Origin of the sequence: Rhodanobacter sp. A1T4 (assembly GCF_014207185.1) — a bacterium.
In the GTDB taxonomy this organism is placed as follows: domain Bacteria; phylum Pseudomonadota; class Gammaproteobacteria; order Xanthomonadales; family Rhodanobacteraceae; genus Rhodanobacter.
In genome coordinates, this window is the sequence record NZ_JACHCP010000014.1 from 31287 (window position 1) to 50208 (window position 18922).

Consider the following 18922-nt stretch of genomic DNA (forward strand, 5'->3'; position numbering starts at 1 on the left):
TTTTGGGTGCCTTCGGCATCGTGATTCGGGTTGATCGTCAGGCCAGAGCGCAAACCAACGGCGAGCTGCGCTCTTACGTTTAGTGAAACAGCGCCGCGGGAGCCGATGGTGGTGCCGATCCTGTGTCGTCACGCACGATGCCACTGGTTTGGCTCGTATCGACTTTGGGCAGCAGGCCGTCCAGCTTGCCGCTCATGCGCAGTTGCTCGACGCTGGACATCGCCTGATCAATCCGCTGCTCGTCACTGCCTTCTGCCGGCAGCACGGCACCGGGAGCTTTGGTCAGCGCTGCCAGCTGCGGACCGACCAGTGTGGTCAGCGCGAAGTACGGGTCATCATGGATGCCGGCCTGTTCCAGCAGTTTGCCGGGCAGCAGCCATGCAGCCGTTTCCATCGTCGTCGGCTTGCCGAGTAGATTGTGCGGGTCGACCATCAACCACGTACCGGCCTCGCTCAGCATGTCCTGGCCATCGACAAAGCCGGTGGTGCGGTAGCTGTCGGTCAAGCCGGGCAAATGATCGCCGTAGAACAGCACGAGACTCGGGCGATTGCGCTTGGCGAGCCAGGCCACCAGCCGGCCCAGCTCGGCATCGGCGTGGCGCATGTGATAGATGTAATTCTGCAGCTCACGCTTGTCGGTATCGCCGAGGCCGTTGGGCACGGCGATGGCGTCGCGTTCGTCGCCATGCACCGGCTCGACGTCGTAAGGGCCGTGTGCTTCGATGCTGATCGCGAAGACGAATTGCGGCGGTCCGCTGTCCTTCATCTGCGCCATGATCTCGTCGGTCATTGCACTGTCGGCCATGTACTTGCCGTCGATCGCCGCGTTGGCAGGAAACGACGATTGCGACACAAAGCGATTGAAGCCCAGCGCCTTGAAGGCGGTGCTGCGATTCCAGAACGTGGGATCGTTGCCGTGCAGCGCCATGGTGTCGTAGCCGTGGTTGTTGAGCGTGCGCACCAGACTCGGCACCGTCTTGCTGTTCATCTGCAGATACGGAAACTGCAGGTTGTCAAAGTAACGCAACGACAGTCCGGTCAACATCTCGAACTCGGTGCGGATGGTGCCGCCGCCGAACGTCGGTACATGCAGCGGACCGCTGCTGCCGTGCGCTGCCAGCCGCTTCAGGTTCGGGGTGAACTGGCTCTGCTCATAGCCGCGCATGATGGTTGGATCGAAAAACGATTCGCTTTGAATCACCACGATATCGGGTAGTTCGTGTCCGGCAGGTGGCATTTGCATGTACTGCTTCATGGCCGCAGCTGACTGGTCGATCAGCTGGCTCGCCGCGGCATGGTCTGGCTTCTGCTGTTTGCGGCTGTTCTGCAGCTGAAACATCACCAACGAGCTGATCATTCCCGAGTGCACGCTGGTGGACGATGCCGACCAGGGTTCCATCCACAGCACCCGGCCGTTATAGATTTTCCCCCACGCCGACATGCCCATCAGCACAGTCACCAGCAGCGCAGCCATCGCACTACCGGCCAGTAGCCGTTTGCCACCGGTGCGACGGGCGAATAGCGGTGGCTCGAAGCGCCACATCGCAACGACCAGCGTCACCGCGAGCAGTAGTCCGAGATACGGCCAAGGACTATGCGGCAGATAGCCAAACAGCAGATGTGCGCCGCCTTTGCGCAATTGCCCCACCATCCGGAAGTCGGCGGGCAACAGCGGCGTGCCAAGGTTTTCCACCTTCAAGGCATTCACCGCATAAAACACGCCCTGCAGCAGAAAGGCCAGTCCGAACGACAACAGGAGTCGGCGTGTAAGCACCAGCAGTACGCCAGCCAACAGCAGGCCTGGCCATGCATTGGCCAGCGGAAAGCGTGGTTGCTGCAAGATTTGCAGCGGCGCTACACCTGGACCACCATCGAGCAGGCTGGTCAGCAGGACGAACGCGAGCACCATGAAAAGCAGCAGCGCCGCACGTACCGCAAGCGTGCGCGGTTGAAGAACCGACTGGGAGGAATGCAACGGCATGACAGTCCTGCGCTTGCTGACATGGTTTGGACACGGAAATGTAATCGAGCCCAGATGAACCCAGTGTGGGTGGCGAAAAGGCAAACCTCGCCTGCACATGGCTGTAAAACGTCCACGTACGGAGGCGGTTTACGGTGCAACCGTTAAGTTGCCGTCGGCCATTCAGGGCGGCAACCTTGCTCCGTGCGGCACAATATCCCGATGCCAGTTCATGAATCTGCCGCACTTCGCGCACTGATCGACGATCGTTACGGTGATCTGATCGCCCGCTGTCGCGCTGCCAGCGTGCCTTTGCAGCACGATGACGGCGCCGCCGAACGCATCCGGCGCACGCTGATGGCCAGCGACTTTGCCTTCGACGTATGGTCACGTCAGCCAGAGCTGCTGTCGCCGCAGGGGCTGGAGCGCCTGCATTCCGTCAGCGCGGCGGACGCCCGCGTCGAGGATTTGAAACTGCCGGAGGATGAAGCCACCTGCCTCAAGGTATTACGCCGTTTTCGCCAAGCCGAGGCGCTGCGGCTGGTCTTTCGCGACGTCAATGGGCTGGATGAACTGCCCGAGACCCTGTCGGCGACCAGCGTTCTCTACGAAGTTCTGCTCGGCGTAGCGCTGGCTTGGTCCGAACGTGCACTGGCCTCGCGTTACGGCTACAGCCGTGATCAGGACGGCGAACTGCAGCGCATGGTGGTGGTGGGGTTTGGCAAGCTCGGCGGCAGTGAGCTGAATTTTTCCTCTGACATTGACCTGGTACTGGCCTATCCGCAGGGTGGCCAGAGCGACGGCGCCCGTACGCTCGATAACAGCGAGTATTTCGTGCGGCTTGGACGCCAGCTGGTGCGCTTGCTGAATGAGCCGACCATGGACGGCATCTGCGCGCGGGTCGATCTGCGCCTGAGGCCGTTCGGCAATGCTGGCCGGCTGGCGCTCTCGTTCGGTGCGATGGAGCAGTACTACCAGAGCGAAGGCCGCGACTGGGAGCGTTATGCCTGGATCAAGGCGCGTCCGGTAGCCGGTGATCGACTGGCCGGCAAACAGCTGGAGGAACTGTTGCGGCCGTTTGTCTATCGCAAATATCTTGATTACACCGCGTTTGCCGGCCTGCGCGAGATGAAGGCGCTGATCGATGCCGAGGTGGTGCGCAAGGATCTGGTCGATAACCTCAAGCTAGGCCCTGGCGGCATCCGCGAGATCGAGTTCATCGTGCAGTTGACCCAGCTGATCCGCGCTGGCCGCGAACCGAGCCTGCGCGTGCGCGGCCTGTTGCCTGCATTGGCCGAATGCGAGGCGCGTGGGCATATCGGCACGGCCCGCGCCCACCTGTTGCGCGATGCCTATATCCTGCTGCGCAAGGTTGAAAACCACGTGCAGATGCTGCGCGATGCGCAGACCCACGATATCCCCGAAGATGCACTCAGTCGCGAGCGTATCGCGCTGAGCCTCGACTATCCCGACTGGGAGGCGCTCGATGCTGCGCTGGCTGTGCACCGCAGCAACGTCAGCGAAGAATTCGCTGCCGTGCTTATGCCTAAGGGTGGTCGTGCTGCCATCGTGCCGGTGGCGGACCTGGTGTTGTGGCAAAAGGCGTGCGACGAGTCGCTCGACGCCAGCGCGCTTGAAGCCTCCGGCTTCTTGCCCGGTGGCGAACTGGCCGATGCCCTGCTGAAACTGCCGCAGGCCGCCGCCGTGCGCGCGATGTCTATGCGTTCACGCGAGCAGCTCGATCACCTGATGCCACAGTTGCTCGACGCCGCGCGACTCAGTGTCGCGCCGGTACCGTGCCTGTTGCGCCTGTGCCGATTGATGCAGGCGGTGGCGCGGCGCTCGTCCTATCTGGCCTTGCTGGAAGAGCAGCCCGGTGCGCGCAAGCGACTGGTGCAGCTGTTTGCCGACAGCGCGTTTCTGGCGGAGCGCGTGATCGCGCAGCCGCTGCTGCTGGATGACGTGCTCGATCCGCGCATCGATCAATTGCCGTTCAAGCGCGTCGACATCGTGGCCGAAATCACCCGCGTGCTGGCCACGCTGGACGAGCGTGAAGCCGAGGCCGAGCTCGAACGCATCAACGAATTCAAGGCATCCACGGCGTTCCGGCTAGGGCTGGCTTTCAACGATGGCCGCGTCGATGCTGTCGCTACGGCGCGACGGCTGGCTACGCTCGCCGAATCGGTGGTCATTGCCGTCACCGCACTGTCCGAGCGCGAACTTATCGCACAGCATGGTCGTCTGCCGGGCACAGGCTCGGGTTTTGCCGTACTCGGCTACGGCAGTATGGGCGGCAAGGAGCTGGGCTTTGCGTCGGATCTGGATCTGGTGTTCGTCTACGACAGCCACCGCGCGCGGGTGATGAGCGATGGTGACCGCCCGCTGGAGGGTGTGCGTTGGTATCAGCGGCTGGCTCAGCGCGTGCTGAACTGGCTCACTGTGTTGACCCGCGCCGGTCGTCTTTACGAAGTCGATGCGCGGCTGCGCCCGGATGGTTCCAAGGGTTTGCTGGTCAGCAGTCTGGATACGTTCACCGCGTACCAAAAAAGTCGCGCATGGACGTGGGAGCATCAGGCGCTCCTGCGTGCGCGGCCGGTAGCCGGCGATGCGGCACTCAACACGGATCTGGCCGAGGTACGTTGCGACATTCTCTCGGCGCCACGCGACCGCGCGACGGTGCTCACCGAAGTCAGCAGCATGCGCCAGCGCTGGCGCGCCGAGCGTGATCGCTCGGATAAGCGCCAGCTTGATCTAAAACAGGGATACGGTGGTTTGCTCGACATCGAATTTCTGCTGCAGGGGCTGGTGCTGGCGAATGCTTCGCAGCATCCTGAGCTGCTGGATGTCACCGCCAATGCCGGCATGATCGAGGCCTGCCGTGCCGCAGGACTGCTTGATGCCAATCAGGCTGCGATCCTGATCGTTGCCCACGCCGACCTGCTGCAGCGTTCGCTTACCTGCACGATGGATCTGCGCCCGCGGCTTGCGCCGCGCGATGCCGACTTGCAGCAAGTGTGTGCCGGTGTGCGGGAAGTAGCGGACATGTTGGGTTTCAAGTTCGACTGAAGTGAGCTTCGTCGAGATAGTCGCTTCGCGTGAAAAACATTGACTGCCGAGACGTCATGACAACGCCTGTCGTGCTCGGATACGCCTGCACAGTTCGTCGGCCAAAGCAGAAGTCTCGCGCAACGGCAGCTGTAACGCAGGTGCATCGGCATCGATATCGTGTAGCAGGCCGGCATCGCGCAAGCCTGCATGAAAACGTTCGATCCGTGCCGGTAACGCGGCAAGGGTGAAGGTGTGCACGGGACAGCCCACCGCGCATGCCTCGCTGAGCATGTTTACCGAGTCGGGTGTGACCACCAGACGGTCGGCCCAGCCGAGCACTCCAGGATAGGGATTGGTGCCGTCGTCAGGCCCGGCCCAAATCAGGCCGGGCACGGCTCGAAACGCCTGGCTGAAGATGTCGATCAGTGCCGGCGGGGTGCGTCGCGAGGCCAGTACCAAGAGGCTGCCGCCATCCCGCTGATGTCGGTCGAGCAGATGACGGGCCAGTTGGCGGGCGTAGTCAGCATCCAGGGTAATGCCTTTGCGCGGACCGCCCAGCAGCGCGCCAACGCGCGGTTGAGGCAATTCGGCCAGTGCGGGGCAGGAGTCGCGGCCGTCTGCCAGCCAACTGTCATCGATGGTGTTGAGCGAGCCCAGCGGCGTCAATACGTTGGTGGCGCTGAGCTGATCATGCAGTGGCGCAATCACGGTATCCCAATGGGAAGGACCGATCCGCGGATCGAGGATCTGCACGGTGTAGCACCGGCTGCGCGAAAGGCTGCGCAGTTGCCGGGTGAACAGTGCTGCGGCGCGACCACAGCCGATCGCCACGCTGGGCCACGGCGGCTCAAACAGCCTGCGCTGGTCTGGATGCAGCGCCAGAGGGCCACCGATGGAAAGCCTCGGCGCCAACCACGACCAGGGCGCCCGAGGTTCCAGTACCAGATGCCGCACCGGCAGGCCAAGTCGCTCGGCCAGCGCCAAGGCCTGACGCTGGTTGCCAGCCGCGTTGTCGGTAATTGCCCAGCATTCGCCGCGCAGTTTCAGCATGGTCGGTGGCGCGGCATTGTTTCCCCTGAGAGCACAGTACGTTCCTCAAGCCCATGATCTGTTGGTAACAGCACACATATACACTGAACATCTACCGCGCCGCGACGGTGCGCTATTACCGCAGAGGATACCGATGAGCCAGACGCTTTCCGAGGCCGCCCTCGACCAGTTGTTCCGCGAGGCCCGCACATTCAACGCATGGCTGCCCAAGAGTGTCAGCGACGAACAACTGCATCAGCTGTATGACTTGACCAAATTTGCCCCGACCAGCGCCAATTCTTCGCCCATGCGCGTAGTGTTCGTGAAGTCGAAAGAAGCCAAGGAAAAGCTGGCACCGTTCCTGTCCGAAGCCAATCGGGCCAAGACGCTGGAAGCGCCGGTGACGGCCATTATCGGCAGCGACCAGACGTTCTATGAAAAACTGCCGAAGCTCTTCCCGCACGCTGATGCGCGCAGCTGGTTCGTCGGCAACCAGGCGATGATCGACGCCACGGCATTCCGCAATTCCAGTTTGCAGGGCGCGTATCTGCTGCTGGCAGCGCGCTCGCTGGGTCTGGACTGTGGCGCGATGTCGGGTTACGACCAGGCCGGCGTCGACGCGGCCTTTTTTGCCGGTACGCCGATCAAATCGAACTTCCTGATCAATATCGGTTACGGCGACGCCAGCCGTAACCTGTTTGCCCGCAGCCCTCGACTCACGTTTGATGAAGCGTGCACGATCGCCTGATTGGGTAGTTTCACTCGATTGCCGCAAGGGATCGTCAGTTCCTGTCGTTGAACATATCGTTTTAACCTCGCTCGTCCTCACATCACTCCCACGGAGATTCACCATGCGCGCACTTCGTTTTCTCGCCATTGCCGGTTTGCTCGGCGCTGCTGTGTCGTCGGTGCAGGCCGCGCCGGTTACCTATCAGCTCGATCCTGGCCATACGATGGTGCTGTTTACCTGGAACCATTTCGGGTTTTCCAACCCGACCGCTAACCTGTCGCTGGGCAGTGGCACCTTGGTGTTCGATGACAAGCAGCCGTCCAAGTCCACGGTCGAAGTGACCCTGCCGCTGGCCAATCTCGACACGCATGTCAGCGCTCTCGACACGCACCTGAAGGAGCCGGATTTCTTCGACGCCAGCAAGTACCCGACCGTGACGTTCAAGAGCACCAAGGTGCAGCCGCTGGGCGGCGACAAGTTCAAGGTCACCGGTGATCTGACGGTACACGGCGTGACCAAGTCCGTGGTGCTGGACGCCAAGCTCAACAAGAGCGGCGTACACCCGATGACCAAGGCGCAGTCGATCGGTTTCGATGCCACCGGCAGCCTGAAGCGTTCGGACTTCGGCGTGGGCGCGTATGTGCCGAACGTCAGCGACGAGATCAAGATCCGCATCACGACCGAGGGCTCGGTGCCAAAAACCGACGCTGCCGCCGCCAAGTAAGCAGAGCCGCTGACCCGAAAACCCGCGCTGGCGACAGTGCGGGTTTTTCATGCCTGCTGTGCGGCCGCCTCCGGCAGGAGCGTTGCAGCCTGTTACCATGCGCCCATTGCCTTATTGCTCGGAGCCCTTCCATGTCGCGCCCTGTTTCTGCCGTGCCGCTGGTGCCGGCAAATGCCGAAAATCGTTACGAAGTGACGCGCGCGGACCTGCCGCTGTCCTGTCCCATGCCTGGCATGGAATTGTGGAATTCGCATCCGAAGGTCTATCTGCCTATCGTCGGTGACGACGGAGAGTCTGTCTGCGCCTACTGTGGCGCTAGATACGTGCTGCGCGACTGATCCGCCTGCATTACTCGGCGGCACCTGACGGCACTGTTTTTGCTTCACATAACGGATGAAAGCCATCAGCCCAGAGTTCATGTCCAGCGCTGCCGCACCCACAAAACTGTTGACCGTCGTTCAACTGATTCCCCGGTTGCAAGCGGGTGGGGCGGAGCGTTCGACCCTGGAAATCGCACGTGCGCTGGTGCAGGCTGGTCACCGCTCGGTCGTGGTCTCGGCCGGTGGCCGCATGGTCGAACAGCTGCAGGCTGAGGGCAGCGAGCACATCACACTGGATGTCGCGCGCAAGTCACTGAGTACGCTGGGCCGCTTGGGGACCTTGCGAAAGTTGCTCCGCGAGATCAAGCCCGACATCGTGCATGCCCGCTCGCGGCTGCCGGCGTGGCTGGGTTGGTGGGCCATCAAGAGCCTGATGCCACGGCCTCATTTCGTCACTACCGTGCATGGCCTCAACTCGCCCGGTCGCTACAGCGCGATTCTGCTGCGCGGCGAAAAAGTGATTGCGGTCTCCCAAACGCTGCGTGATTACGTGCTGAGTCATTATCGCTGGCTGGAGTCGAGCAGGGTGCGGGTGATTCCGCGTGGAATCGATCCAGCGGCGTTTCCCTACGGTCATCGACCGGATGATGCGTGGACGAAAGCGTTTTTTGCTGAGTACCCGGCGTTGGCCGGAGCACCGCTATTGACGCTTCCCGCCCGCGGTACGCGCTTGAAAGGCCATCATGATGCGATCGAGCTGATCGCCGATCTCAAGCGCCGTGGTATCGAGGCACGCCTGCTGTTGCTTGGTGTGGTTGAGCCGGGTCGGGAAGCCTATCTGGCGGAGTTGCAGGAGCTGATCCGCGTGCGCGGTATCACCTCGCAAGTCGTACTTACACCGTCGCGTAGTGACGTTCGTGACATTTATGCCGTATCTACCCTGGTGCTGCAGCTGTCAAACAAACCCGAGTCGTTCGGTCGCACGGTCATCGAGGCGTTGTCGTTGTGCCGGCCTGTGCTGGGCTACGCACACGGCGGCGTCGGTGAATTGCTGGCGGAACTCTATCCGGCTGGTCGCGTGCCACCCGGTGATCGCGAGCGACTGGTGGATCGTGCGGCGGAACTGCTTCGGGTGGCGCCTCCGATTCCACCGCTGCAAAGCTACCGCCTGGTTGATATGCAAGAGGCCACACTGGCGCTATACGCACAAGTCACCAGTAGCTGACGCGAACCTTCGCTCGCCTACAATGCGGGATCGTATTCGTTGCGGCGGCTGCATGATTTCCATTGGTTCCTCGCTCAAGGCTGTATTGCGTTCGCCGCTATTGCCGTTCTGGCTGGTGGTCGCTCTATTGCCGTTTGGTCGCAGTTCGGAGCTGGGGACGGTTCTATGCCTGCTCGGCGTGATCCTGCTGTTCGCGCGGTATCCTCGGGCGTTGCAGGAACATGCCGGCGCACAATTGCTGCTGTGGCTGCTGGCCGCCTATGTGGGAGCAGCATTGCTGTCCACCTTTGATTCTATCGTTCCCGGTAAAAGCTGGGGTACCGTAGCGGCGATTTTGCGTTACGTACCGTTGGGGCTGTATGCCTGCTTTGCGATTCGGCGAGAAGACAAGTTGCAGGCGCTCTACGACGGCATCGCGCTGGTACTGGCTGTTTGGGCGGTCGACGCCTGGGTTCAGGCGCTGACTGGGTGGAGCCTGGGCGGGCACGCCCAGGTCGAGCGCATCTCCGGCATTTTTGGCGCCACCAATCTCAAGCTGGGCCCAACGCTGGCGGTGCTCTCCCCCTTCGCACTTTGGGCTGCGTCGCGCCGATGGGGTTTGCCAGGCTTGCTGTTGGCTTTCGGCTTTCTGCTGGGTCCGGTGCTATTGGCGGGTTCACGCGCGGCGTGGCTTTGCTACGTCCTGGTGGCGTTGGCGTTTGTCTGGCGCGAGGCAAGAACACCGGGGCGATTTATCGGATTCTGCGCGATCGGCGTCATCGTGTTGGCGCTCGCGGCCGGCCTCGCATGGAAAACTTCCGGACGCTTCCACGACCGCATGGATCTGACCATGCTTGCATTGCGCGGAAACAGCCAGTCCGCGGATACCGCGCTCAGCGGTCGGCTGGATATCTGGCACGCCAGTACTGAGATGATTGCAGCGCATCCGATCAACGGTGTGGGTGTGCGCGGCTTCCGTTATGCCTATCCGCACTACGCGCCGGCTAACGACCATTTTGTCGTCGCTGAAGCATGCGGTGACGGTGAAGGTGCCTGTCATCCACACCAGCTGATACTGGAAATACTCACCGAAACTGGCGCTATCGGTTTGCTGCTTTGGCTGGCCGCAACTTTTCTTGCTTTCCGTGCCTGGCGGCGAGTCGGATCCGGCGCGCGCTCGCGCGCGTTCCCTGCAACGGTAGCCTTGGGCGTGATGCTGTTTCCATTGAATACCCATTTGGCCTTCTATTCGGCATGGTGGGGTTTACTGTTCGGATGGCTTTTAGGTCTGTGGTGCGCAGCGATGTTTGTCGAACCGACCATCGTCGAGAGCCATGCAGATATGGAGAATGTCCGTGCTGCGTGAGCCTCTGTCGGTTGTCGTTATCACGTTCAACAATGCCGATACGCTGGATGCCTGTCTGCGCGAGGTTGATTGGGCAGAGGAGATCGTGGTTTTCGACTCGGGCTCCACCGACGCCACCATCAGCATCGCCAAAAGCCACGGTGCGCGTGTAGCAGAGCATGCGTTCGATGACTACGGTCCGCAGAAACAGCGGGCATACGACATGGCCAGCCATGACTGGATTCTCAATCTGGACGCCGACGAGATTCTCTCGCCTGGCACGCGCGAGGTGATCGAGGCGGCCCTGGTCGCCCCACGCCATGCCGGCTTTCGCCTGCCGCGTCGGGAACGCATGTTCTGGACTGTGCAACACCGCTTGAGTTGGCGTAACGGCCATCTGCGTTTATTCGATCGCCGCCGAGGCGGCATGAATGATGTCGAGGTCCATTCAGCGGTTGAAGTCAGGGGCCCGGTAAAAACCTTGTACAAGGCAGACTTCGTCAATAATGGCGATGGCGACATTGCCACTCGCGTCGAAAAAATCAACCGCTACACCACCGGCATGGTGGCGTACAAACTGCGCAAACGGCAGCGGTTTACGGGGATTCGCATGGTGGCTTATCCGCCGTTGTTTTTCCTGCGCCAGTACGTGGGTAAACGTTATTTTCTCAATGGTTGGGCTGGTTTCATCGCCAGTGTCACGGGTGCGTTCTATGCGTTCTTGAAGTACGCAAAACTTCATGAGGCTCGGCAAAGCGCTCGATCGCGCATGCCGAAACATTGATTTGTACAAATCAATTCAGAGCGGCGCGGCTGCGCTGTTTTCACGCGCGCCGGATCTCACTACCTCGGCAGCCAGTAGTTTTGAGAACGCCTCGGCAATCACTGGCGCACCGAAATTATCAGCGATGAAATCACGCGAAGCAGAGCTCATTTTCAGCTGACCTTCCGGATTGCTCAATCGCAAGATGGAATCTTTCCACGCCTGTACGTCAGTCGGCGGCAGCAGCCATCCAGTAGTGCCATGCGACATGGTCTCGGGCACGCCGCCAATATTGCTTCCCAATACCGGCACGCCGCTGGCCTGCGCTTCTACAGCCACGCGCCCAAAGGTTTCTGGCAGTTTTGATGGGAAGGCCAGCATGGAAATGGCGTTGTAGTAGGTATGCACGTCCTGCCTCCAGCCGGTGAAGTGGTGCCGATCAGCCGTGCCGGGATTGAGCGCGATGCGCTCACGCAGAAGCGTCGAATCAGGGCCTTCACCGACCCAAAGACAATGTAGTTTTGGCTCGTCGCGCATCGCCGAACTGGCGGCCTCAAGCAGGGTGAAGATGCCTTTGCCATCGCTCATCCGGCCAAAGTAGCCAACCACGATCGCTTCATCCGGAATGCCGAGTTCACGCCGGGTACGGGTGCGTTGATCAGCATCTGGTTTGTACACGTCCATGTTGACCGGGTTGTACAGAATCTGCACCAGCTGGGCGGGAACGCCGCTGTCGAGGTAAGCCTGCCTCGCATATTTCGAAACGGCGAAAAACCGATCCGCCAGTCGCGGCAGAAAATAGCCCGAGACACGGCTCATCGCCGGTGTGCGATGTCGAAACAGCGCCACTTTCACCCCGAGCAGCCAGCCGCACAGGATCAGCGGCCAGTATTCCTTGCCGAAATTGCCGACGAGCCAGTCCGGTCGCTGCTGCTTTGCCGCGGCAAACACGGCGCGATAACCGCGCAGATCGAAGATGTTGCGGAACTTGGCGTGGTGCAGGCGTACATTGGATTGCGCGAGACCGTGCGAAATCAGCCCGTCCGGATAGACGATGGCGCTGACGTCGTGGCCGGCTCCCGCCATGGCCTGTGCCAGAGCCACGAAATGGGTAGCCGCTCCGGTGTGTTCCGGATTGGTGCCGACGAACAGGAATTTCATCGCCGCCTATCCTCGTAGCCGGAAAATACCTTCATGGCGAATTGCGGCAGCAGATGGTGCCGGGCGATCTGCATGCGCGGCAGCCGCCAGAGGTCGTCGCCGGCAACGGCGCGGCCGCGGTGCGTGGTGGTCGCCGCGCTGAAGCCGGCTTCGCGTGTAGCGGCGACCACGCGTTCGTTCTCGTCGCCATAGGGATAGCAGAATTGGGTTACCTCGTTGCCGAGGCTGTCCTCCAGTTCATCCTTGCAGCCTTGGATTTCACTGCGCAGCTGGGCTTCATCGCACTGGGTAAGTCGCGGATGCGAGCGTGTATGCGCCCCGACTTCCATGCCGCCGCCCTGCCACTCACGCAGTTGCTTGGTGGTCATCAGGCGCTTCTGGATACCCAGGCGCTGATCGTCCCAGCTGTTGTATCGACCGATCTGGCCGCTGACGACGTAGCACGTGGCGCTGAAACCGTACTTCTGAAGCACGGGCATGGCCGATTGCACGTTGTCCGCATAACCATCGTCCAGCGTGATCACGGCTATTCGCCCGCTTTTTTCGCCGCGCAGATAGGGTTCGGCCGCTGTTACTGACAGCCCGGTATATCCCCATCGACGCAATAGCCACATTTGCCGCGCGAACGCCCCCGGACTGACGTACAGACTGCGGTAGACCTTCAGGTCGCGTGGCGCCGACGCGATGTTGTGATACATCAGGATCGGGATGGCCGCGGTGCGTGGCGTAGCTGTTTGAGTCATGGGCAGGCGGTCTTCCTTGAGCAGCCTGGCTATGCGTTTGCCGTTAGTTGGCGGGGTTGTTCCAGGCGATGCGCGATTCTCTAGCGGCTTCCTGTCGCCAATCTGTCGCGAATCAATAGATCGTTGGCTGCCCTTCAGGTCGACTCTTGAAGCGTTTGTGTGCCCACAGATACTGCTCGGGTGCCTCGCGCACCATCTGCTCGATGCAGCCATTCACCCGTGCCGTGTCGGACAGGGCATCGGTACTCGGGAAGTTATCCAGCGCGGCTCCAAGACGCAGAACATAGCCCCCGTTATTCGGTAGCCGCCGATGAAAGAAGGGAATCACCACGGCACCGGACATGCGTGCCAGATGATGGGTTGCGGTAATGGTGGCCGCAGGTATGCCGAAGAACGGCACAAACACGCTGTCCTTGCTGCGCATGTCCTGATCGGGTGCGTACCAGACCGTGCCACCGCTGCGCAGGTATTTCACTGTGCCGCGCAAATCATCCTTGTCGAACATCGTGGTGGCGTAATCCAGTCGGGCACGCAGTACCGCCCATTCGAAGATAGCCGAATCCATTTTTCGGTACATGCCAGAAATGCGTATGCGCTGGGAGACCAGTCGCGCGCACAGTTCCAGATGCGAAAAGTGACCACCGACCAGCAATACTCCCTGACCGTTGGTGCGAGCCTGTTCCAGATGTTCCAATCCTTCGATGACGATGGGGATGCTTGCGATCTTTTTCTCGCTACCCATCCAGCCAAGCGCAAACTCAACCAGCATCAGACCAAGGTCGCGCAGGTTGCTGTCGACTAGTTTGCGGCGCGCGGCCTTATCCAGCTCCGGAAAACAGAGCGCGATATTGGTTTCGGCGATGTCTCGTCGTGCCGAAGGTACCCGCAATATCAGCCCGCCAAGACGTCGACCCAGCCAAAGCAGCGCGGCATACGGCAACTGCGCGATCAACCAGACCACACCAAGGCCAAGCCAGGCGGCCCAGTGGCGCGGTGCAAGTAATGAGCGGGTAAAAACGGGTCGGGGCATGCCGGGCATCGTTCGCATTGTAGCGGGCGGCCCTCGATCCGGCTTGGTTGGTTTGCTGTCGTTATACTCGAACGTTGATTTATCGGCCGATGGGTGAAATACCTTGCTGCGCTTTCTGTACACCATCGCGATGTACCTGGCTACGCCACTTCTGGTGCTGCGGCTTCTGGCACGTGGTGTGCGTTCGCGTCCCTATCACCGGCGTTGGCCGGAGCGCTTTGGCTTCTTCGAGGCGCCGGGGGGCAGCGGCAGCCTTTGGATCCATGCCGTATCGGTGGGTGAGGTCAACGCAGCCGAACCTTTGATCAAGGCGTTGCAAAGAGATTATCCAAACGCACCGTTGGTGATTACGACGGTGACTCCCACGGGTACTGCCCGAGTCCATCAGCTGTTTGGCGATAGCGTGTTCCATGTCTATCTGCCGTATGACCTGCCGTTTTCGGTGAACCGTTTCATGCAGCGCGTACGGCCACAGCTTGCACTGATCGTGGAAACCGAAATTTGGCCGAACCTTTACTTTGCGTGTCGCAAACGCGGCATACCGCTGATGATCGTCAACGCGCGGTTGTCGGAGCGCTCACTGCGTGGCTACAAGCCGATGCGCAGTCTGGTGCGTTCATCATTGCGCTGCGTTCGGCAGATTGCTGCGCAGTCACGCACCGATGCCGCTCGCTATCGACTGCTGGGCGCGGATCCGCGGCAGATGGTGGTCACAGGCAATATGAAGTTCGACATGCCGATACCCTGCGGTGCCGTGAGTGACGGCGCGGCGATGCGCGAACACTGGGGTGCGCGGCGGCCGGTGTGGATGGCGGCCAGTACCCATGAAGGCGAGGAGCTGGCCATCCTGCAGGCGCATCTTGAGGTACTCAAGCGTTTGCCCGATGCGCTGCTGTTGCTGGCGCCGCGCCATCCGGAGCGATTCCGCATGGTCGAGCAGTCCGTGCGGAGCCTGGGTTTCACGGTGGCCAGTTACAGCGTCGACGGTTTGCCGTTGCCAATGCATCAGGTATTCGTGATCGATGCGATGGGGCGGTTGATGCCATTCTTTGCGGCGTCGGAGGTCGCCTTTGTTGGCGGTAGTCTGGTACCGATCGGTGGACACAATGTGCTGGAGCCTGCGGCACTGTCGATACCGGTGCTGGTAGGGCCGCATACGTTCAATTTTGAAGAGATCACGCTCAGCCTGATGCAACAGGGCGGTGCGGAGCGCGTGGCAAGCAATGAAGCGCTCGGGCCAGACGTACTCGCATTGCTTCTGGATCCGGCCAAACGTGAACGGATGGGACAAGCGGCGCAAAAGGTTTTTGATCGCGAGCGCGGTGCGGTGCACCGAATCATGCAGATGATCGACACGTTGTTGCAGGAATAGTTGCCAGAAAGTAGTTGCAGTCACAGGCAAAAAAAACGGGCCGCATGGCCCGTTTTTTACAGCTGACGTAGCAGCTTTTACTGTAAGAGCACGTTGGCCGCCTCGATGTCCTTGTACTCGACCCTGCCAGTGGAGTACCTCAGATTCAGTTTGTCCAAAACAAACTGATGCCGCGCCTGCGAATAGTTATTTTGTGCCGAAGTCAGTGTCTGGATGGCATTCAATACGTCGATGATGGTTTGCGTGCCGACGTTGAATCCGGCGCGGGTGGCGTCCAACGCCTTTTGCCCGGATTCCACGGCGGACTTGCCCGATCGAACTTCTTCGATGTCGGCCAGTACGGAGCGGTAGTAGTTCAGCGTAGTCCGAACCACCAGCCGGCGCTCTGACTCCAGTGAATCCTGCGCGGCGTCACGCTCGTAGATGGACTGGCGAACGCGGGATTGCACGGCACCGCCGGAGAAAATCGGTACTGATAATGTCACTCCGATCGTGTTGCCGAAGCGACCGTTGCCGGAAATTGCCGCCGCGCTTCCATTTTGCAGCCAGTCGGTTGTCTTCGATCGGCTCGCAGTGGCATTGATGGTCGGTAGGTGGCCGGCCCGTGCAGCAGTGATGTCGTGTTCGGCAGCCGTAACGCTGTACTGCTGTGACAATATGCTTGGGTTGTATTTAATCGCGTCCTGCACCCATGCGTTGGGATCAGCGGGTACGGGCGGATCCAGCGGCAGATCATCGCGCAGTTTCTTCAGATCGCCGACCGGCTGGCCGGTGATCTGGGTCAGCGCCTCGCGTGCATCGCTGAGGGTGTTCTGGGCGGTAATGGTTTGCGCCTTGGCGGCTTCATAGGCGGCTTTCGCCTGGTAAGCGCCGGTGATCGCCGCGATACCTGCTTTGTACTGCGCGTCTGCCTGATCGTATTGCTTTTTAAAGGCGTCTTCGTTGGCCTTTGCGAAGGTCAGCGCGTCCTCGTCAGTCAATATGCCGAAATAAGCCGTGGAGACGCGCACATACAAGTCTTGTACAGCGGACTGGTAAGTCTGCTCCCCGGCGTCTGCGGTGGAGTGGGCAGCCTTCAGGTCGGCAATCTTGCTGAAATCGAATATGACCTGATCGATTTGGCCCGACAGACTGCGCGCGCGCTCGTGACCACTGTTGGAGGTGCCGCCAACACTGCTGTCTGAGAATGGGCCGGTGCAGGTATACGTTCCGGTTCCCGCAGCGATGCCATTGCAGAGATAGTCAGTATCCGATGCACTACTGCTCGAGCTACTGCTGCTTCCACCGCTCGACTGGGTAAGTCCAAGACTGGCCGATATCTGCGGCAGCAATAAAGCCCGAGCCTGGGGTACACCTTCACGAGTCGATAGGTTAGTCGCGTCAGCCTGTTGCAGCACAGGATCGTTGGCACGTGCTTGACGATAGGCGTCGAGCAGATCCTCGCCGTGACTAGGCAGCGAAATGGCGGCGAGAGCCAACGCCAAGGTGAGCAGCTTCAAACGCATGGAGTGCCTCGTGGGGAATCGGTCGGGAGCAGGATCAAAAGACGAAACGCTTCAGCGGTTCGGCATGGGTCAGATAAGGCAGATCGGTTTCAAAAAGCGTTTCTTCACGGTAGCGGCCTGCGCCTTCGTGTGTCAGCAAAGTGGCGTGTTGCACGGGCGATTGGCCGCGCACAATCAGCGCGCGTGCATCGGTCTTCAACCAGGTCAGCCAGCGTGCCGGGATCGATGACACGGCGCCGGTCACCACAAGCACATCGAACAGCTCGTTCGGCTGCCAGCCGTTAACCGCTTCGCCCGTAACAAGACTAGTGTTGGTGAAGCCTGCGTCTTGCAATCGCTTGGTCGCGGCCACGGTGAAGTCGGCATGGATGTCCACGCTGGTGACCTTGGCTGATAAGCTGGCGAGGCAGGCGGTAAGAAAGCCGGAACCAGTGCCAATCTCAAGCACGTGGTCGGTCGGCTGTAAATCCAGCGCCTGCAGCACGCGACCTTCGACCACCGGTTTCATCATCACTTCGCCGTGTCCCAGCGGCAGACACAAGTCGGCGAATGCCAGCTGGCGGTGCGCTGCAGCAACAAAATCTTCGCGATGCACGTTGCCGATCACGTCAAGCACGCGGCCATCCAGCACTTCCCAGGGACGTACCTGGTTTTCCACCATGTTCAAGCGCGCTTGATCGAAATTCATTGCCATCTTGCTTACGTCCCGTGCCGATCAAATGAGGTGGAATAGGATAAATGTTCGAACGCGAGTCCGACAATGCAGGCAAGACACAGGTCACAGCCTGCCGGTTGTGTCACAGCCTTCGAAGTGCCGGAAGTCACCGCAAGCTACTGACTCCCGTCACATGGCGCGTGGCTCGAAGGCTGAACGAATCCTTCAACAGCTTCATGAACGCTTTCACTCAGGTCATTTGGAAAATAATTGAACCGCTGCGTATAATAAAGCTCGAATCATCATTTGTGAAGGTGCGGGCATGAGCATCAGCGCGCAAATCAGACCTCAGGGGCCGGGCCGCCCGAAGGACATGGAGAAGCGTGCGGCGATTCTTGCCGCCGCGAAGGCGTTGTTCATTAGCAATGCCTTTGCCGGAACCAGCATGGATGCGATCGCCGCGGATGCTGGCGTGTCCAAACTCACCGTGTACAGCCATTTCGGTGACAAGGACAACCTTTTTCGCGAAGTGATTCGCTCCCGCGTGCAGGATTGGCTGCCGGAAGAGATTTATGCATACGACCCGCGCATCGATATCAGCGAAACCCTGAAAAAAATTTCCCACGCGCACATGCAAATTGACTGCGAAAAGGAAAGCGTCGGTACCTTCCGCGCCATCCTCAGCGACTGCCGGCAAGGCAATCCTCGCTACGGCAAGCTGCTGTGGGAAGAAGGCCCGGCGCGCACTCACCGCCTGATGGAGCAACTGCTGCAGCACGCGGTTGACGATGGTGTCCTGGATATCCCGTGCGTCAAGACGGCGAGCATTCAATTCATTTCGCTGATCAAGGGCGACCTGCTGCTTCGCCGGCTGTGCGCTTGCGATGAATGCCCGGACACTGCGGCGGCGGAAATCGAAACCATGGCGCGTGCGGGTGTGGTTACTTTCCTGCGTGCCTATCGCGTTCGCTGAGATTACGCACTTGCCAGCACTTTGTGACAGTTGCTTTGGAGCAAGGTGTTGCTGGTCATCCTGACCTAAGTTGTAAAACCGCCATCATCCCGGCGACAGAAGGGCGCTGCCGCCTTAGCGGCTACCTGGTCCAAACTGGATGCGCCCCGGCAAATTGTTGGCAGAACCCGCTGAGCCAAAGCCCAGCTGCCCGAGCCCTCGGGCGAATCTTGTCTTGCTCCAGGATCGCTGGATGCGCAGATACATGTTGCGATTACGTCAGCCATACGCAGCCGCCTTCACTTGGCTTTTCCATGCGCGTTCTTAGGCTGTGGCGACTCGGTGGTATCGACGATTGTTCAAGTCGGTACTTTCCACGTA

At 60.4% G+C, this 18922-nt stretch carries 16 protein-coding genes; 9 read left to right on the forward strand and 7 right to left on the reverse strand.

All coding sequences use genetic code 11. The features are described 5' to 3' along the window. Positions 1-79 precede the first annotated feature (79 nt). A complete protein-coding gene (locus tag HDE80_RS21180; RefSeq protein ID WP_184674219.1) occupies positions 80-1981 on the reverse strand; it encodes an LTA synthase family protein in 1902 nt (633 codons plus the stop codon). Positions 1982-2182: 201 nt separating this feature from the next. Between HDE80_RS21180 and glnE the strand changes: the two genes are divergently transcribed. Next, the gene (gene glnE, locus HDE80_RS21185) at positions 2183-5026 is read left to right on the forward strand and encodes a bifunctional [glutamate--ammonia ligase]-adenylyl-L-tyrosine phosphorylase/[glutamate--ammonia-ligase] adenylyltransferase (protein ID WP_184674220.1); all 2844 of its coding nucleotides are present in this window, start codon (positions 2183-2185) and stop codon (positions 5024-5026) included. A 54-nt stretch (positions 5027-5080) separates the two neighbouring features. Here the strand turns inward: glnE and HDE80_RS21190 are convergent, their stop codons facing one another. Then, positions 5081-6058, reverse strand: coding sequence for a mitochondrial fission ELM1 family protein (locus HDE80_RS21190; RefSeq protein WP_184674222.1), 978 nt, complete (start codon positions 6056-6058; stop codon positions 5081-5083). A 133-nt stretch (positions 6059-6191) separates the two neighbouring features. Between HDE80_RS21190 and HDE80_RS21195 the strand changes: the two genes are divergently transcribed. The 6 genes from HDE80_RS21195 (at position 6192) to HDE80_RS21220 (ending at position 11144) form a co-directional block, all read left to right on the forward strand. Then, positions 6192-6785 (forward strand): malonic semialdehyde reductase, encoded by a 594-nt coding sequence (locus tag HDE80_RS21195; protein ID WP_184674223.1) that lies wholly within the window; start codon positions 6192-6194, stop codon positions 6783-6785. Between the two features lie 103 nt (positions 6786-6888). Beyond that, the gene (locus HDE80_RS21200; RefSeq protein WP_184674225.1) at positions 6889-7491 is read left to right on the forward strand and encodes a YceI family protein; all 603 of its coding nucleotides are present in this window, start codon (positions 6889-6891) and stop codon (positions 7489-7491) included. A 131-nt stretch (positions 7492-7622) separates the two neighbouring features. Further along, positions 7623-7829, forward strand: a complete 207-nt coding sequence (locus tag HDE80_RS21205) for a zinc-finger domain-containing protein (RefSeq protein WP_184602587.1) — start codon at positions 7623-7625, stop codon at positions 7827-7829. A 79-nt stretch (positions 7830-7908) separates the two neighbouring features. Further along, positions 7909-9036 (forward strand): glycosyltransferase, encoded by a 1128-nt coding sequence (locus HDE80_RS21210; protein WP_184674227.1) that lies wholly within the window; start codon positions 7909-7911, stop codon positions 9034-9036. 52 nt (positions 9037-9088) lie between these two features. Further along, positions 9089-10381, forward strand: coding sequence for an O-antigen ligase family protein (locus HDE80_RS21215; RefSeq protein WP_184674229.1), 1293 nt, complete (start codon positions 9089-9091; stop codon positions 10379-10381). Then, positions 10371-11144: a glycosyltransferase family 2 protein gene (locus HDE80_RS21220; RefSeq protein WP_184674231.1), complete on the forward strand. Its 774-nt coding sequence runs from the start codon at positions 10371-10373 to the stop codon at positions 11142-11144. Before HDE80_RS21215 ends, HDE80_RS21220 begins: the two co-directional genes overlap by 11 nt. 15 nt (positions 11145-11159) lie before the next feature. On the opposite strand, the gene HDE80_RS21225 is transcribed toward HDE80_RS21220, so the two are convergent. The 3 genes from HDE80_RS21225 to lpxL form a co-directional block, all read right to left on the reverse strand. Then, a complete protein-coding gene (locus HDE80_RS21225) occupies positions 11160-12284 on the reverse strand; it encodes a glycosyltransferase family 4 protein (RefSeq protein WP_184674233.1) in 1125 nt (374 codons plus the stop codon). Beyond that, a complete protein-coding gene (locus HDE80_RS21230) occupies positions 12281-13027 on the reverse strand; it encodes a polysaccharide deacetylase family protein (protein ID WP_255484059.1) in 747 nt (248 codons plus the stop codon). The genes HDE80_RS21225 and HDE80_RS21230 overlap by 4 nt, the downstream gene beginning before the upstream one ends. 112 nt (positions 13028-13139) lie before the next feature. After that, positions 13140-14057, reverse strand: coding sequence for an LpxL/LpxP family Kdo(2)-lipid IV(A) lauroyl/palmitoleoyl acyltransferase (gene lpxL / locus HDE80_RS21235; RefSeq protein WP_255484060.1), 918 nt, complete (start codon positions 14055-14057; stop codon positions 13140-13142). Between the two features lie 106 nt (positions 14058-14163). Here lpxL and waaA point away from each other — a divergent pair, with 106 nt between their 5' ends. Continuing rightward, on the forward strand, positions 14164-15429 hold the full coding sequence (gene waaA / locus HDE80_RS21240) for a lipid IV(A) 3-deoxy-D-manno-octulosonic acid transferase (protein WP_184674272.1): 1266 nt from the start codon (positions 14164-14166) through the stop codon (positions 15427-15429). A 77-nt stretch (positions 15430-15506) separates the two neighbouring features. Here waaA and HDE80_RS21245 read toward each other — a convergent pair whose 3' ends face one another. Both HDE80_RS21245 and HDE80_RS21250 read right to left on the reverse strand, forming a co-directional pair. Further along, on the reverse strand, positions 15507-16934 hold the full coding sequence (locus tag HDE80_RS21245) for a TolC family outer membrane protein (RefSeq protein WP_184602582.1): 1428 nt from the start codon (positions 16932-16934) through the stop codon (positions 15507-15509). Positions 16935-16968: 34 nt separating this feature from the next. Beyond that, positions 16969-17628: a protein-L-isoaspartate O-methyltransferase gene (locus tag HDE80_RS21250; protein ID WP_184674237.1), complete on the reverse strand. Its 660-nt coding sequence runs from the start codon at positions 17626-17628 to the stop codon at positions 16969-16971. A gap of 283 nt (positions 17629-17911) precedes the next feature. On the opposite strand from HDE80_RS21250, the gene HDE80_RS21255 reads away from it, so the two are divergent. Beyond that, positions 17912-18562: a TetR/AcrR family transcriptional regulator gene (locus HDE80_RS21255; protein ID WP_255484061.1), complete on the forward strand. Its 651-nt coding sequence runs from the start codon at positions 17912-17914 to the stop codon at positions 18560-18562. Positions 18563-18922 lie beyond the last annotated feature (360 nt).